At 65.7% G+C, this 15359-nt stretch carries 15 protein-coding genes; all 15 read left to right on the forward strand.

Annotated elements, in window-relative coordinates; all coding sequences use genetic code 11:
• The first annotated feature begins 2 nt into the window (after window positions 1-2).
• The 15 genes from JAO85_RS12060 to JAO85_RS12130 all read left to right on the forward strand — a co-directional run bounded on the left by JAO85_RS12060 (window position 3) and on the right by JAO85_RS12130 (window position 15352).
• The gene (locus JAO85_RS12060; RefSeq protein ID WP_004340321.1) at window positions 3-809 is read left to right on the forward strand and encodes an IclR family transcriptional regulator; all 807 of its coding nucleotides are present in this window, start codon (window positions 3-5) and stop codon (window positions 807-809) included.
• 42 nt (window positions 810-851) lie between these two features.
• Window positions 852-1652 carry an aspartate dehydrogenase gene (locus tag JAO85_RS12065; RefSeq protein WP_039050301.1) on the forward strand — a complete coding sequence of 267 codons (801 nt, stop codon included), beginning with the start codon at window positions 852-854 and terminating at the stop codon, window positions 1650-1652.
• 192 nt (window positions 1653-1844) lie between these two features.
• Complete coding sequence (locus JAO85_RS12070; RefSeq protein ID WP_202788146.1) at window positions 1845-2831, forward strand: tripartite tricarboxylate transporter substrate binding protein; 987 nt, start codon at window positions 1845-1847, stop codon at window positions 2829-2831.
• A 119-nt stretch (window positions 2832-2950) separates the two neighbouring features.
• Window positions 2951-3709 (forward strand): 5'-methylthioadenosine/adenosylhomocysteine nucleosidase, encoded by a 759-nt coding sequence (locus JAO85_RS12075; protein ID WP_202788147.1) that lies wholly within the window; start codon window positions 2951-2953, stop codon window positions 3707-3709.
• A 314-nt stretch (window positions 3710-4023) separates the two neighbouring features.
• A complete protein-coding gene (locus JAO85_RS12080) occupies window positions 4024-4800 on the forward strand; it encodes an SDR family oxidoreductase (RefSeq protein WP_202788148.1) in 777 nt (258 codons plus the stop codon).
• Window positions 4801-4807: 7 nt separating this feature from the next.
• Entirely contained in the window at window positions 4808-5665 is an 858-nt protein-coding gene (locus JAO85_RS12085; protein WP_012840239.1) for an IclR family transcriptional regulator, read from the forward strand.
• A complete protein-coding gene (locus tag JAO85_RS12090) occupies window positions 5658-6458 on the forward strand; it encodes an SDR family oxidoreductase (RefSeq protein WP_039050299.1) in 801 nt (266 codons plus the stop codon). The genes JAO85_RS12085 and JAO85_RS12090 overlap by 8 nt, the downstream gene beginning before the upstream one ends.
• Window positions 6451-8145: a thiamine pyrophosphate-binding protein gene (locus tag JAO85_RS12095; RefSeq protein WP_039050379.1), complete on the forward strand. Its 1695-nt coding sequence runs from the start codon at window positions 6451-6453 to the stop codon at window positions 8143-8145. Before JAO85_RS12090 ends, JAO85_RS12095 begins: the two co-directional genes overlap by 8 nt.
• Window positions 8146-8156: 11 nt before the next feature.
• Window positions 8157-9632 carry an aldehyde dehydrogenase gene (locus JAO85_RS12100; RefSeq protein WP_039050298.1) on the forward strand — a complete coding sequence of 492 codons (1476 nt, stop codon included), beginning with the start codon at window positions 8157-8159 and terminating at the stop codon, window positions 9630-9632.
• A 171-nt stretch (window positions 9633-9803) separates the two neighbouring features.
• A complete protein-coding gene (locus JAO85_RS12105; protein ID WP_087863889.1) occupies window positions 9804-10766 on the forward strand; it encodes a VOC family protein in 963 nt (320 codons plus the stop codon).
• Between the two features lie 68 nt (window positions 10767-10834).
• Window positions 10835-11812, forward strand: a complete 978-nt coding sequence (locus JAO85_RS12110) for a tripartite tricarboxylate transporter substrate binding protein (protein WP_046460459.1) — start codon at window positions 10835-10837, stop codon at window positions 11810-11812.
• A 202-nt stretch (window positions 11813-12014) separates the two neighbouring features.
• Window positions 12015-12236, forward strand: coding sequence for a recombinase-like helix-turn-helix domain-containing protein (locus JAO85_RS12115; RefSeq protein WP_039050295.1), 222 nt, complete (start codon window positions 12015-12017; stop codon window positions 12234-12236).
• Window positions 12237-12255: 19 nt separating this feature from the next.
• A complete protein-coding gene (locus JAO85_RS12120) occupies window positions 12256-13281 on the forward strand; it encodes an aromatic ring-hydroxylating dioxygenase subunit alpha (RefSeq protein ID WP_039050294.1) in 1026 nt (341 codons plus the stop codon).
• Window positions 13278-14237: a PDR/VanB family oxidoreductase gene (locus JAO85_RS12125; protein ID WP_004340351.1), complete on the forward strand. Its 960-nt coding sequence runs from the start codon at window positions 13278-13280 to the stop codon at window positions 14235-14237. Before JAO85_RS12120 ends, JAO85_RS12125 begins: the two co-directional genes overlap by 4 nt.
• A 50-nt stretch (window positions 14238-14287) precedes the next feature.
• A complete protein-coding gene (locus tag JAO85_RS12130; protein WP_039050293.1) occupies window positions 14288-15352 on the forward strand; it encodes a porin in 1065 nt (354 codons plus the stop codon).
• The last annotated feature ends 7 nt before the right edge of the window (window positions 15353-15359 follow it).

Raw genomic sequence — 15359 nt, forward strand, 5'->3', positions numbered from 1 at the left:
CTATGAGCGAAACCTCCGAGATTTCAACCAACGAACAAGACCGTTACACCGTGCCCGCTCTGGACCGAGGACTGCGCCTGCTGGCCTGCTTTGGCCCGGCGCAACCGGTCTGGAGCGCACCCGAGCTGGCGCGCAGCCTCGAGCTGCCGCGCTCCACGGTGTTTCGCATGTTGACCACGCTTGAAAACTCGGGGTATCTGCAGCGCAGCGGCACCGAATACCGGCTCGGTCTGGCCGTGCTGCGCCTGGGCTATGACTACCTGTCCACCCAGCCGCTGGCGCAACTGGCCGAGCCTGTGCTGCAGGCCTTGTGCGATGAGCTGGGCATGACCAGCAATCTTGCATTGCGCGACGGCACTTCCGTGGTCTATGTGGCACGCGTCACTCCGTCCGGAGCATTCCAGGGCGCTGTGCGCGTGGGTTCGCGTCTGCCGGCGCATGCGACGGTGCTGGGACGAGCCCTGTTGCATGACATGGACGGCGCGCAGCTGCGCTCGGTGTTTGGAGGCGAGGAACTGCCCCAGTTCTCCGAGAGCACGCCGCGCAATATCGACGAGCTGCTGCGCCTGCTGGCCGAGGATCGCGAGCGTGGCTATGCCATGGGCGAGGGCTTTTACGAGCCTGGCGTTTCGAGTATTGCAGCGCCGGTGCGCGCCGCAGACGGGCGGGTGGTTGCGGGGTTGGCCATGGCCATTCCGTTTACCGAGCTGGGGCCCGAAAAAACCCAGCTCTGGGTGCAGAAGGTGCAGCAGGCGGCAGAGACTCTGTCCGCTCATTTGCGCCAGCAGCACCCGGACCATTTGCGCTGACCCCGATCACGCCGGGCCAGCGCATTTTTCAGGAGGCTAGAGATGAAAAATATTGCTTTGATTGGCTGCGGCGCGATTGGCTCCAGTGTGCTGGAGCTTTTGAGCGGAGATACCCGATTGCAGGTGGGCTGGGTACTGGTTCCCGAGATCACGCCAGCCGTGCGCGAGACGGCTGCCCGCCTGGCGCCACAGGCGCAGCTGCTGCAGGCCCTGCCCGGCGATGCGGTGCCGGATCTTCTCGTGGAATGCGCGGGTCATGCAGCCATCGAGGAGCATGTGCTGCCGGCGCTGGCGCGTGGCATTCCTGCGGTCATCGCATCCATAGGCGCCTTGAGCGCACCGGGCATGGCCGATCGCGTACAGGCTGCGGCCGAGGCCGGCAAGACGCAGGCCCAACTGTTGTCGGGCGCCATAGGCGGCATTGATGCCCTGGCTGCGGCGCGCGTGGGCGGCCTGGAGACGGTGCTCTACACGGGCCGCAAGCCGCCCAAGGCATGGAGCGGCACCCCGGCCGAGCAGGTCTGCGATCTGGACGGCCTGACCGAGGCCTTCTGCATTTTCGAGGGCTCGGCGCGCGAGGCCGCACAGCTCTATCCCAAGAATGCGAATGTGGCGGCCACCTTGTCGCTGGCCGGACTGGGGCTGGACAAGACCATGGTGCGTCTGTTTGCCGATCCTGGCGTTCAGGAGAACGTGCACCAGGTCGAGGCGCGGGGCGCTTTCGGCGCCATGGAACTGACCATGCGCGGCAAGCCTCTGGCGGCCAATCCCAAGACCTCGGCGCTGACCGTGTACAGCGTGGTGCGCGCCGTGCTCAACAACGTGGCGCCGCTGGCCATCTGATCCGGCGTCAGGCCATTGGCGTCATGCACACCGTTGGCTCTGGCACCCCTCTTGCTTGTTGTTGCAAGCCTGCAAGCAGACCTTCCCACTTCAGCATGGTGTCACGCCTGTGCGAATTTTTCCTTGCGTATCGTCAAACAGGGTGCGCATCGAACATCGGCCGGCTTGACACCTCCACCCTCTGGAACCCTCATGCAACGCTCCGACTTTCTCAAATCCTGCCTGGCGCTGGCCAGCGTCCTGGCCCTGCCCGTCGCCCATGCGGCGACTGCCGCCGAACAACTGTCCAGCGGTCAGTTCACCATCATTGCGCCATTCCCCGCCGGCGGAGCGGTGGACATCCTGTCCCGCATCCTGGCCACGGGCCTGACTGAGGAGTACAAGCAGGCCTCCATCGTCGACAACCGCCCCGGTGCCAACGGCAATATCGGCATCGACATGGTCAAGCGCGCCAAGCCCGATGGCCATACGCTGCTGGTCGTGCCTCAGGGCAATCTGACCATCAATCCCACGCTGATGCCCAAGCTGCCCTACAACGTGTTCGGCGACTTCGTGCCCGTGGCCTCCATGGGGCGTGCGGCCAATGTCATCGTCGTCAATCCCCAGGTACCGGCCAAGACCATCCAGGAGCTGGTGGCACTGTCCAAGTCCAAGCCCAACTCCATCAGCTACGCCTCGCCCGGCGTGGGCTCCAGCCTGCACCTGGCTGGCGAGTTGTTCAAGGACAAGTCGGGTGCCGACATCATGCACGTGGCCTACAAGGGCTCGGGGCAGGGCCTGAACGATGCCCTGGGCGGTACCATCCCCATGCTGATCGCCAACATGCCCACCGTGCTGCCCCATGTGCAGTCGGGCAAGCTGCGCGCCCTGGCCGTGACCGATGCCACGCGCTCGAGCTTCCTGCCCAATGTGCCGACACTGGCCGAGGCTGGTGTTCCGGGTATTGCCGTTTCGTCCTGGTATGGCGTGCTGGCTCCGAAGAACACACCGCCCGAAGTGGTCAAGCAGCTGGCCGAGGACATCGACAAGGTCATGAAGACCCAGGCCGCGCAGAACCAGCTCAAGGCCCAGGGCATGACCCCCTGGGTGGTCAAGGGCGATGCCTTTGGCGAGCTGATCCGCAAGGAGACCGTGCTGTGGGCGCCCGTGGTCAAGAGCCACAATATCGTGGCGCAGTAAACCGTCATGCTCTAATCGCGCCTCTTGCGCTTCCCACAAAAGCGGCCCAGTGCCGCTTTTGTGCTTTCTTTTGTGCTTTCACCAGGGCCTAGAGGCCCATGTTCGGAGTATCCCCATCCATGACGCTTGCCATTCTCAGCGCTCTTGCCGAAGAACAACACGGCCTGGTCGACGCCATGCAGGACATGCAGTGCCTGCGCCATGCCGGGCGCGACTTCTGGCTGGGCCGGCTGCACGGGCATGAGGTGGTGTGTGCGCTGTCGGGCATAGGCAAGGTGGCCGCCGCCACCACCACCGCCGCGCTGATCGAGCGCTTTGGCGTGCGCGGCATTCTGTTCACCGGAGTGGCCGGCGGCATCGGCGCGGACGTGAACGTGGGCGATGTGGTGATCGCGCGGAGTTTTTTACAGCATGACATGGATGCCTCGCCGATCTTTCCGCGCTGGCAGTTGCCCGGCTACGGTCGCAGCACCCTGGCCTGCGACGAGGCGGCGACGGACCGACTGGTGCAGGCCGCCGACTCGGCGCTGCGCTCGGGCATTGTGGCCTCGTATGCTTCGGCCCGCGTCCATGAGGGCCTGATTGCCAGCGGCGATCAGTTTGTCAGCTCGCGCCAGGCCAGCGCACAGCTCAGAGCCGATCTGGAGGCCGCCGGCCATGCCGTGCTGGCCGTGGAGATGGAGGGCGCTGCCGTGGCCCAGACCTGCCTGGATTACGGCACGCCGTTTACCGCAATGCGCACCATCTCGGACCGGGCGGACGACAGCGCCCATGTGGATTTTTCGGATTTCGTGCGCACCGTGGCAAGCCGCTACGCGCAACGCGTGGTGCTGGATTTTCTGCGCCTGACGCCCGTGAAGAAGCAGGCTGTTTGCTAATCTTTTGATAGATGTAAGCGATTGATAAATATGAGTTTTAAGGTGTTTTAAGCCTGAAATTATTCATTGATGGTCGCTATAAGCTATTGATATTGATGACTTCGATCCAGCCTGCCGACAACTGCAGACTGGATACCTTCTGTTGCCCCGTTTTCCTTTCAACCGCGCTTGTCGCGGTTTTTTTACGCCCGTATGTCGCTGTGGTGTGCTGACTACGGGTTTTTCCGGGTATTGACTCAAAAGAAGCTCACTAAACTGCAGTCTTGTTTCAAGAAAAAAGTGTCATTTCATATTTGAAACAAACAAGGTTTAAGATGACCCTCAACACCATGCCTTCCACCGGTCAGCTCGCTGGGCGCCGGATCCTTGTGACCGGCGCTGCCCGCGGCCTGGGTTTTGCTTTTGCGCAGACGCTGTGCCAACAGGGGGCACAGCTCGTCTTGGCCGATCTGCGTGCCGAATTGCTGAGCGAAGCCGTAGCCAGGCTGCGCGCCATGGGTTTCGAGGCTCATGGCATCGCCTTTGATGCGAGCAACCCGGTCTCCATAGAACAGTGCGCACAGCAGGCCGTGCAGACCCTCGGCGGCCTCGACGGTCTGGTCAACAACGCGGCCGTGACGGACTCCGGCGGCAAGGGCATGGACGACATCGCCCTGGAAAAGTGGGATCAGGTGATGAACGTCAATGTGCGTGGTGTCTGGCTGATGACCCGTGCCTGCCGTGCGGCGCTCAAGGACAGCGGGCGCGGCGCCATCGTCAACCTGGCCTCCGACACTGCCATGTGGGGCGCTCCCAACCTGATGGCCTATGTGGCCAGCAAGGGCGCCGTGATGGCCATGACGCGCTCCATGGCGCGCGAGCTGGGCGCGGATGCCATCACCATCAATGCCGTGGCTCCGGGTCTGGTGCTGGTCGAGGCCACCGAGTACGTGCCCGAGCATCGCCACCGCCTCTACATCGACCAGCGCGCGCTGCAGCGCGAGCAGGGCCCCGAGGACGTCTCGGGTGCCGTGTCCTATCTGCTGTCGGACGGCGCGCGCTTCGTGACGGGCCAGGTGCTGCCCGTCAACGGCGGCTTCGTCATGAACTGAGCACCCCATGAGCGACAACGACAACGTCTCCGCCGACGGCGGCTCCGACAAGTACATGGTGCCCGCGCTGGAGCGCGGCCTGCGCCTGCTGCAGGAGTTCGGCCGCGGCAATGCCACGCTGGGCGCTCCCGAGCTGGCGCGCCGCCTGCAGCTGCCGCGCGCCACGGTGTTCCGCATGCTCAACACGCTGGAGAGCATGGGTTTTCTGCAGCGCGCCGAGGGCGGCAACGATTACCGGCTGGGCCTGTCCGTGCTGCGTCTGGGCTTCGAGTTCCTGTCCTCCATGGACCTGACCGAGCTGGGCCAGCCCGTGATCGCGCGGCTGTGCGAGGCAATCCGATTCCCCTGCAACATCGTGGTGCGAGACGGCCGCTACATCGTCTATGTGGCCAAGGTCACGCCGCCGACACCGCTGACCAGCTCGGTGCGCGTGGGCACGCGGCTGCCCGCCCATGCCACGCTGCTGGGTCGCATCCTGCTGGCCGACCTGTCGCTGCCGGAGCTGCGCGACCTCTATCCCGAAGAGCAACTGGAAGGCCATTCGCCCAATACGCCCAGGACCGTGATCGAGCTCTTCGACCTGGTTCAGTCCGATCGCGAGCGTGGCCATGTAGCCGGTGCGGGCTTCTACGAAAGCTCGATCTCCACCATCGCGGCGCCCGTGCGCGATCACAGCGGCCGAGTCATCGCAGCCCTTGGGGTAACCCTGGCCTCGGCCCAGATCGACCTCGAGCGCCAGACGGAGCTGGTGCCGCGTGTCTGTGCGGCGGCCACCGAACTGTCGGAGCTGCTCAACTACCGGCCGCATTCCAGCGCGCAGGTTCTGTCCATCACTTCAAGGCGCGCAGGAGGCGGCCATGCATGATTTCACACTCGACGCGACGGCCGTCGTCACCGGCGGCTCTTCGGGCATAGGCCTGGCCACGGTGGAGCTGCTGCTGGCCCAGGGCGCACGCGTGGCCCTGTGCGGCCGCAATCCCGAGCGCCTGGAGCAGGCCGTCAAGCAACTGCTGGAGCGCCATCCCGAGGCCGGCGCGCGCCTGTTCGCCCAGGCTTGCGACGTGCTCGATGCCGAGCAGGTGCAGCAGTTCGCCCGCGCCAGCGAAGCGGCTCTGGGCCCGGCTTCCATCCTCGTCAACAACGCCGGTCAGGGCCGTGTCTCCACCTTCGAGAACACCAGCGACGAAGCCTGGACCGAGGAGCTGCACCTGAAGTTCTTCTCGGTGCTGCATCCCACGCGCGCCTTTCTACCGCAGCTTGAGCGCGGCGAAGGCTCGGCCATCGTCTGTGTGAACTCGCTGCTGGCTTCCCAGCCGGAGCCGCACATGGTCGCGACCTCGGCGGCGCGCGCCGGCCTCAAGAACCTGGTGCGCTCCATGGCCACCGAGTTCGCGCCCAGGGGCGTGCGCGTCAACGGCATCCTGGTCGGTCTCATCGAGTCCGGCCAGTGGCGCCGCCGCTTCGATGCCCGCGAGGACCGCAGCCAGACCTGGGAGCAGTGGAGCGCCGAGCTGGCTTGCCAGAAGTCCATTCCGCTGGGCCGCCTGGGATCACCCGCTGAAGCCGCCCGCGCCATTTTCTATCTCGCCACGCCGTTGTCGTCATACACGACCGGCAGCCATATCGATGTTTCCGGAGGCCTTTCCCGCCATGCCTAACGCAACCCAAATCACCGTCGGCGCCGTCATTGCCGAATTCCTCGAGCACTGCGACGTGAAGGCCGCCTTCGGGGTGATCTCCATTCACAACATGCCCATCCTCGACGCGATGTTTGCACGCGGCAAGCTGCGCTTTGTGATGGCACGCGGCGAGGCCGGCGCGGGCAATATGGCCGACGCCTGCGCGCGTTCCACCTCCAGCCTGGGCGTGTGCATCACCAGCACCGGCCCGGCTTCGGGCAATATCGCCGGCAGCCTGGTGGAAGCCTATACGGCCGGCACGCCGCTCTTGCACATCACGGGCCAGATCGAGACCCAGTACCTGGACAAGAAGCTGTCGTACATCCACGAGGCGCCGGATCAGCTGACCATGCTGAAGTCCGTCTCCAAGGCCGCTTTCCGCGTGCTGAGCGCCGAGACCTGCCTGTCCACGCTCAAGGCTGCGGTACAGACCGCGATGACCGCCCCCACGGGTCCGGTCAGTGTGGAGATCCCCATCGACATCCAGCAGGCGCTGATAGACATGCCCGCCGACCTGTCGCCGCTGCCGGTGGCTGTGCTGGCACCCAGCGAGGCAGCGCTCGATGCACTGGCCGAGCAGCTGGCCAAGGCCAGGCGCCCGCTGCTGTGGCTGGGCGGCGGCGCCCGCCATGCCGGCGCTGCGGTGCAGCGCCTGAAGGCCCTGGGCTTCGGTATCGTGAGCACCGGCCAGGGCCGCGGCATTGTGGCCGAGGATGACCCTGCATCTCTGGGCGCCTACAACATCCAGAAGCCCGTCGAAGCCTTCTACCAGCGCTGCGACGCCATGCTGGCCGTGGGCACGCGCCTGCGCAGCAACGAGACGCTGAAGTACGAACTCAAGCTGCCGCGCCCGCTGTTGCGCATCGACGTGGACGCCGCTCAGCAGGGCCGCTGCTATATGGATGACGGTTTTGTCTGCGGCGACTCGGCCCTGGCCCTGAACGGCCTGGCCGACCGCCTGGAAGCGCGCGGCTACCGGGCCGACCCCGAGCTGCTGGCCGACCTGCGCCAGGTGCACGATGAAGTCGTGGCCACCATGCGCGACGGCCTGGGCCCCTACAGCGCCCTGGTGCAGCAGCTGCAGCAGGCCGTGGGCCGCAACTTCAACTGGGTGCGCGACGTGACCGTCTCCAACAGCACCTGGGGCAACCGCGAACTGCGCTTCTTCGAGTCCAACGCCGGCGTGCACGCCACGGGTGGCGGCATCGGCATGGGCATGCCCATGGCCATCGGTGCAGCCATCGGCGCGGCCGAAAGCGGCTCGGGCCGCAAGACCCTGGGCCTGGCCGGCGACGGCGGCTTCATCCTGAACCTGGGCGAGCTCGCCACTCTGGTGCAGGAAGAGTGCGACACCATGATCGTGCTGATGAACGACCAGCGCTATGGCGTGATCCAGAACATCCAGGACGCCTCTTACGGCGGCCGCCGCTGCTATGTGGAGCTGCACACGCCCGACTACGCCCAGCTGTGCGCGTCCATCAAGCTGCCCCATGCCCGCGTGAGCCATCTCGACGAGCTGCCCGCTGTGCTCGAAGGCGCCTGGGGCAAGAAGGGGCCCTTCCTGCTCGAGATCGACATGCGCGCCATCGGCAGCTTCAAGACCACGTTCTCGGGCCCGCCGGTGAACAAGCTGGACCAGATCCCGGCCACCACCAAGGCTCAGTGAGGAGTTTCACCATGTCCAAGCTAGAACTGCTCCCCATCAATATCGCCGGCGAATGGCGCCTGGGCGGCGGTGACGAATCCGCCACGCTGTACCCCGCGACCGGCGAGGTGGTGGGCCGTCTGCGCGCCCCCAGCCTGGCCGATGTGCAAGAGGCCATAGAGAAGGCCGATCACGCCTTCCGCACCAGCGGCTGGGCCCAGAAGAAGCCCCATGAGCGCGCCGCTGTGTTGCACCGCGTGGCCCAGCTGATCCGCGAACGCGCCGAGCCTCTGGCCCAGCTGCAGCGCCTCGATAACGGCAAGCCCATCAGCGAGACGCGCGCTCTGGTGGCCAGCGCCGCCGGCACCTTCCAGTTCTTCGCGGCGGCCTGCGAGACCATGGAAGAGACCATCACGCCCTCGCGTGGCGACTTCATGACCATGAGCGTCTACGAGCCCATGGGCGTGGTCGCGGCCATCACGCCGTGGAACTCGCCCATCGCCAGCGAGGCGCAGAAGCTTGCCCCCGCGCTGGCGGCCGGCAACGCGGTGGTCGTCAAGCCTGCCGAAGCCACGCCGCTGCTGGCACTGGAGCTGGCGAAGATCTGCGAGGAAGCGGGTGTTCCGAAGGGCATCGTCAGCGTGCTGCCCGGCCGAGGCTCGGTGATCGGCGACGCCATCACCAAGCACCCGCTGGTCAAGCGCGTGTCCTTCACGGGCGGTACCTCCACCGGCAAGCACATCGCCCGCATCGCGGCCGACAAGATGATGCCTGTCTCGCTGGAGCTGGGCGGAAAGTCGGCCACCATGGTGCTGGAAGACGCCGACCTTGACCACGCCGTCAACGGCGTGCTCTACGGCATCTTCAGCTCCTCGGGCGAGTCCTGCATAGCGGGCTCGCGCCTGTTCGTGGCGCGCAAGCTCTATGGCGACTTCATGGAGCGCTTGACTGCCAAGGCCGCCGCGCTTCGCGTGGGCGACCCGGCCGACGAACGCACCCAGATGGGCCCGCTGATCACCGCCAAGCACCGCGAATCCATAGAGAGCTATGTGCAGCTGGGCCTGTCCGAAGGCGGCCGGCTGCGCACCGGCGGCCATCGCCCGGAGGGAGCGCTGTACGAGCGCGGCTACTACTACCGCCCGACCATCCTCGAAGGCGTGAGCAATAACGACCAGATCTGCCAGCAGGAGATCTTCGGCCCCGTGCTCGTGGCCATGCCCTTCGATGACGAAGAGGCCTTGCTCGAGCAGGCCAACGACAGCGTCTACGCGCTGGCCGCCGGCATCTGGACACGCGACTACAAGGCCGCGTGGCGCATAGGCCGCGCGGTGCAGGCCGGCACCGTGTGGATCAACACCTACAAGCAGTTCTCCATCTCCACGCCCTTCGGTGGCTGGCGCGACAGCGGCCTGGGCCGTGAAAAAGGCCGTCTGGGCATACAGCAGTACATGGAGCAGAAAAGCATGTACTGGGGTTTGAACGAGAGCCCCATTGCTTGGGCGAATTGAGATGCAACACCCCCTGAGTCGCTTCGCGCCTTCCCCCTCTCTCGCTGCGCGGGAGGGGGACGACACCTTCGCTGCGGGGCGGCCCTTGCTCGGCGTCCGCCGATGGGTCGCGCCGGTTGCAGGCGATGTGGGCAGCGCATGGCGCGTGATCGGGTAAAGAAAGGATTTTTTATGAGCGTACTGGGCATTGACGAAATCAGCTACGGCGCCGACGACCTGGCGGCCTGCCGCCAGTTCTTCCTCGACTGGGGCCTGAGCCTGGCCGAGGAGCAGGCCGACCGGCTGGTGTTCGAGACACTCAACGGCTGCCGCGTGATCGTGGCCGCCACCAATCACCCCGATCTGCCGCCCGCCATCGAGCCCGGCCCCACGCTGCGCGAAGTGGTCTGGGGCGTGGAAAGCGAAGCCGACCTGGCTTTGTATGCAGATCGCATCCGCGCGCTTCCAGGCTTCGTCCAGGGCAATGGCCGCATCGGCTGCACCGACCCCAACGGCCTGGCCGTGCGCCTGCAGCTCACGCAAAAGCGCGATGTGCAGATGCAAAGCGCCGAGTACAACACCTGGGATCGCAAGGGCCGCATCAACCAGGCCAGCCCGGCCTATGAGCGCGCCCAGCCCATCGAGGTCGGCCATGTGGTGTTCTTCGTCAAGGACGTGCAGGCCTGCGAGCGCTTCTATGTGGAGAACTTCGGCTTTGCGGCCTCGGACCGCTATCCCGAGCGTGGCGCTTTTCTGCGCACCGCGCCCGATGGCGGCCACCACGACATCTTTTTGCTGCAGCGCCCCGACAAGCATGCGGGCCTGAACCATGTGGCCTTCACCGTGCGCGACATCCACGAAGTCTTCGGCGGCGGCATGCATATCTCGCGCTGCGGCTGGGACACCCAGCTCGGCCCGGGTCGCCATCCCGTGTCCTCGGCCTATTTCTGGTACTTCAAGAATCCGGCCGGCGCCCTGGTCGAGTACTACGCCGACGAGGACCAGCTGACTGCCGACTGGCAGCCGCGCGAGTTCGAGCCCGGTCCGACGGTGTTTGCCGAATGGGCCATCGACGGCGGCATTGACGGCAACACCCGACGCCAGAAGGGCGCGGGCGCCGCCGACGGCAAGTTCCTGACCGACAAGAAGCATTAAGAGGCATTGGCAGCGTCGGCTGGCCGGCATCCCTCCCACCACGATTCCACAACCCCACGGGCTATTCCATGAAGAACATTCGTCGCCAGGTAGTTATCTCTGCTGCATTGCTGGCTGCAGCCCAGATGTCCGGTTCCGCGCTGGCGCAAGCTTATCCGAGCAAGCCCATCACCATCGTCGTGGCCTATCCGGCCGGCGGCGATACCGATGCCATGGCGCGCCTGTATGCAGAGAAGCTGGGCCAGCGACTGGGCCAGCCCGTGGTGGTGGACAACCGGCCCGGTGCCAGCGGCACCATCGGCACCGTGCATGTGGCCAAGGCCGCGCCCGACGGCTACACCTTGCTGCTGGCGCCCAATACCTTTGCCATCGCGCAGTTCGTGCTCAAGACCAACGCGGGTTCGAGCTACGACGTGCTCGGCGGCTTCACGCCCATCGTGCAGACCAGCGTGCAGCCCATGTTCGTGGCTGCCAGCCAGGGATCGGGCATCAAGGACATCAAGACCCTGGCGAGCCAGGGCAAGCGCGACGGTCTGACCTATGCCAGCCCGGGCAGCGGCTCGCCCATGCACATCCTGGGCGAGATGTTCAACAAGGCCGCTGGCACCAAGCTGTCCCACATTCCCTACAAGGGCGTGGCCCCCGCAGTCAACGACCTGATCGGCGGCCATGTTCCCACGACCTTCATGACCTGGGGCCCCATCGCGCCCTATGCGGGCGGCAAGGTCAACGTGCTGGCCGTGGCCGATGCCCAGCGCAGCCCGCTGGCACCGAATGTGCCCACGCTGGCCGAGCAGGGCGTCAAGGACGTGGAAGTGTCGGCATGGCAGGGCCTGTTCGGTCCCAAGGGCATGAAGCCCGAGACCGTCAAGCTGCTGAACACCCACCTCAATGAAATTCTGAAGATGCCCGATGTGGTCAGCAAGATGGCTGCCTTCGGCGCCCTGCCTGCGGGCGGCGAGCCGGCACGTCTGGAAAAGACCAGCGCTGCCGACTACAACCGCTTCGGCAAGCTCATCAAGGACCTGGATATCCGGGCTGACTAAATGACCTACCCCCTGAGTCGCTTCGCGCCTTTCCGTTGCACGGCGCCCGACACCCTCGGTGCGGGGCGGCGCGGCCGGCCCAGGCCCTTCCTCGGTGTCCCTGAGGTCGGGCCGCGCCAGTTTCACGCGATATGGGTGGCGGGCGACGCTCCGGGCAATGAAGCAGAACCACGATTCAAGACAGTTTTTGAAGGAGAGAACCATGGCCGCTGATCGATATCTCGAGCCGCATCAGGCGCGCGAGCGCGCCTCCACCCTGTTTGAAGACCTGCTGGGCGACTCCATTGAGCGTGCCTTTGGCGAAGGCGTGCAGACGCTGCCCGAGCTGGTGGCCTACATCAACCGCAGCGGCCCCGCCGGCGCGAACGGCGAGCCCTGGACCGAAGACAGCTTTCAGGCGCTGATGGCCCGTCTGGGCTACTGAGACAGAACAGGAGTACTCCATGAACGTACAAACCATCACCATCGATCCGGTGGACCGTCTGCTCAACACGGGTCTGAAGAACCTCTGGTATGCGGTCTGCCCTTCCGGTTTCGTCAAGACCGAGCCCGTCTCGCTGCGCCGCTTCGGCCGCAAGATCGCGCTGTGGCGCGATGCTGCCGGCCAGGTCCATGCGCTGGAAGACCATTGCCCGCACCGCGGCGCGCCGCTGTCCCAGGGCGTGATCCTGGGCGACCGCCTGGCCTGCCCCTACCACGGCGTGGAAGTGCGCTGCGACGGCACCGTGACCAAGGTGCCTGGCAGCCCCGGCTGCAAGCTCGAAGGCTCGCGCGCCGCGCTGGCCTTCCATGTGCGCGAGATGCATGGCGCGATCTTTCTCTACAACAGCGACAAGCATGTGGACGAGGCGCCCGAGTTCAGCCTGCCCGAGGAACTGAGCTCGCCCGAGTACTCGAACTTCCTGTGCTATGCCGAGTGGCGCAGCGACTACCGCTACGCGCTGGACAACGTCATGGATCCCATGCACGGCACCTTCCTGCACAAGCAGTCGCACTCCATGGCCGAGGGCGACAGCAAGGCCAGCTTCCAGGTGCGTGATACCGATCACGGCTTTGTGTTCGAGAAGGTCGGCCAGCGCGGTGTGAACTTCGACTGGACCGAATACGGTGAAACCGGCGCGCAGTGGATGCGCCTGGAGATCCCCTATCCCAAGACCGGCGGTCCCGGCGGCAACTTCGCCATCGTGGCCTGTGTCACGCCCATCAGCGCCGACCTGTGCTCCGTGTTCTTCTGGCGTGCACGCAAGGTGCAGGGCTGGATGCGCGACACCTGGCGTTTCCTCTACCGCAACCGCCTCGAGGCGCGCCACTGGGCCGTGCTCGAGCAGGACCGCATCATGATGGAGCAGATGGAGGCCGACGCCAACGAGCGCGAGAACCTCTACCAGCACGACATCGGCCTGGTACGCCTGCGCCGTCACCTGCGTCGCCAGGCCCAGGAACAGATCGACGAAGGCATCGCATCATGAGCAACAGCTTGCAGGCCTTTGTGCACACGCTGCGCTTCGAGGCCCAGGACACCATCAGCGTGGAGCTGCGCCCGGTCGATGGCGGCGAGTTCCCGGCTTTCACGGCCGGCTCGCACATCGACCTGCACCTGCCCAACGGGCTGGTGCGCAGCTATTCCCTGTCCAACGACAGCAGCGAGCGCCACCGCTACGTGGTCGGCGTGCTGCGCGACCGCGCCAGCCGCGGCGGCTCGCGCTGCGTGCACGAGTCGCTGCGCGTGGGTATGCCCATCACCATCTCCGAGCCGCGCAATCACTTCGCGCTCGACGAGGCAGCGACGCATTCGGTGCTGGTGGCCGGCGGTATAGGCATCACGCCCATGCTGTGCATGGCACGCCGACTCAAGGCCCTGGGGCATTCGTTTGAGATGCTGTACTTTGCGCGTGAGCGCAAGAGCGCGGCCTTTCTGGCCGAGCTGCAGGCCCTGGGCATGCCGCTGCATCTGCACTTCGATGCGGAAGCGGGCGGACCGCCCGACCTGAAGGCATTGCTGGCGCAGCGCGCACCCGATGCGGGCCTGCACCACTATTCCTGCGGCCCGACGCCCATGCTCGACGCTTTCGAGAAGTTCTGCGCCGAGCTCGGCCATGCCAACGCCCACATCGAGCGCTTCACGCCGGTGGAAGTCAAGGCATCGTCCGATGCGCGCAGCAACTACACGGTGGAGCTCAAGCGCAGCGGCCGCTTCATCGAGATCACGCCCGAGAAATCCCTGCTGGACACGCTGCTGGACGCCGGTGTCGATGTGGACCACAGCTGCTGCGAAGGGGTCTGCGGCTCCTGCGAGACCCGCGTGCTGGAAGGTGTGCCCGACCACCGCGACTCGGTGCTCAGCCCCAAGGAGCGCGCCGGCAACAAGGTCATGATGGTCTGCGTCTCCGGCTGCAAGAGCGAGCGCCTGGTCCTGGATATCTGAGCCGCTACATCAGACCTGCGAAAAACCACCACCCCTAGAGGAGACAAATCATGAAATCCATCCATACGCCGGCCATCGGCGTGGCGCTAGCCTGCCTGGCGTCTTTGCCCGGTGCCGCTTCGGCACAGTCCAAGGTCGAGCTTTTCGGCGTCGTCGACGTCGGCGTTGCCCATCTGGGCGGCTCGGGAGCCTCCAAGACCGGTCTTTCCACAGGCGGTGCCAACATCAGCCGCCTGGGCTTTCGAGGCACAGAGGACCTGGGCGGCGGCCTGAAGGCGGGATTCTGGCTCGAGGCCGGCCTGGATGTGGACAGCGGCGCGGGCAAGGCCACGGGCGGCGGCCTGAACTTCAACCGCCGCTCCACCGTCAGCCTGATGGGCAACTGGGGCGAGGTGCGCCTGGGGCGCGACGATTCGGCGACCTTTCTGAACACGCTGATCTTCGATCCCTTCCTGACAAACGGCGTGGGCGGCACGGGTGCCTTCACCATGCTGGGCATTCCGGGCGTTCCCTCGACCGGCGGTGCACCCATACAGATCAGCAATGCCGTGAGCTATTTCCTGCCCCAGAACCTGGGCGGCTTCTACGGTCAGGCCCAACTGGCATTCGGCGAGCAGCCCAGCGGCGCACCCAACAAGCGCGAGGGTGACTATCGCGGCCTGCGCCTGGGCTACCGCCAGGGGGCGTTCAACGGCGCGCTGGCCACGGGCCGGCTCTACGGCAACACCAGCGACACCAATCTGACGGCGAACAACGTAGGCCTGTCCTACGACTTCGGCGTGGCCAAGCCCATGCTGCTGTGGGCCTCGGAAAAGCGCGGCGGCACCAAGATCACGGCCGTGCAGCTGGGCGTGACCGCTCCCGTGGGCAATGGCGAGGCCCGTGCCTCCTTCGGCCACTACAACCTGTCCGGCAGCAATGCGGACTGGAACAAGATCAGCGTGGGCTATGGCTACAACCTCTCCAAGCGCACCCAGGTCTACGGCACTTATGCCTTCCTGAAGAACAAGGGCTCGGCGGCGAAGTCCATCGGCGTGCAGGGGCTGAGCGCTCCCGGCACCACGCCGGGCGGCAACTCCAACGGCCTGGAACTGGGCATCCGCCACTTCTTCTGATCCTGCC

Source organism: Comamonas sp. NyZ500, assembly GCF_016772095.1.
Lineage (GTDB): Bacteria > Pseudomonadota > Gammaproteobacteria > Burkholderiales > Burkholderiaceae_C > Comamonas > Comamonas thiooxydans.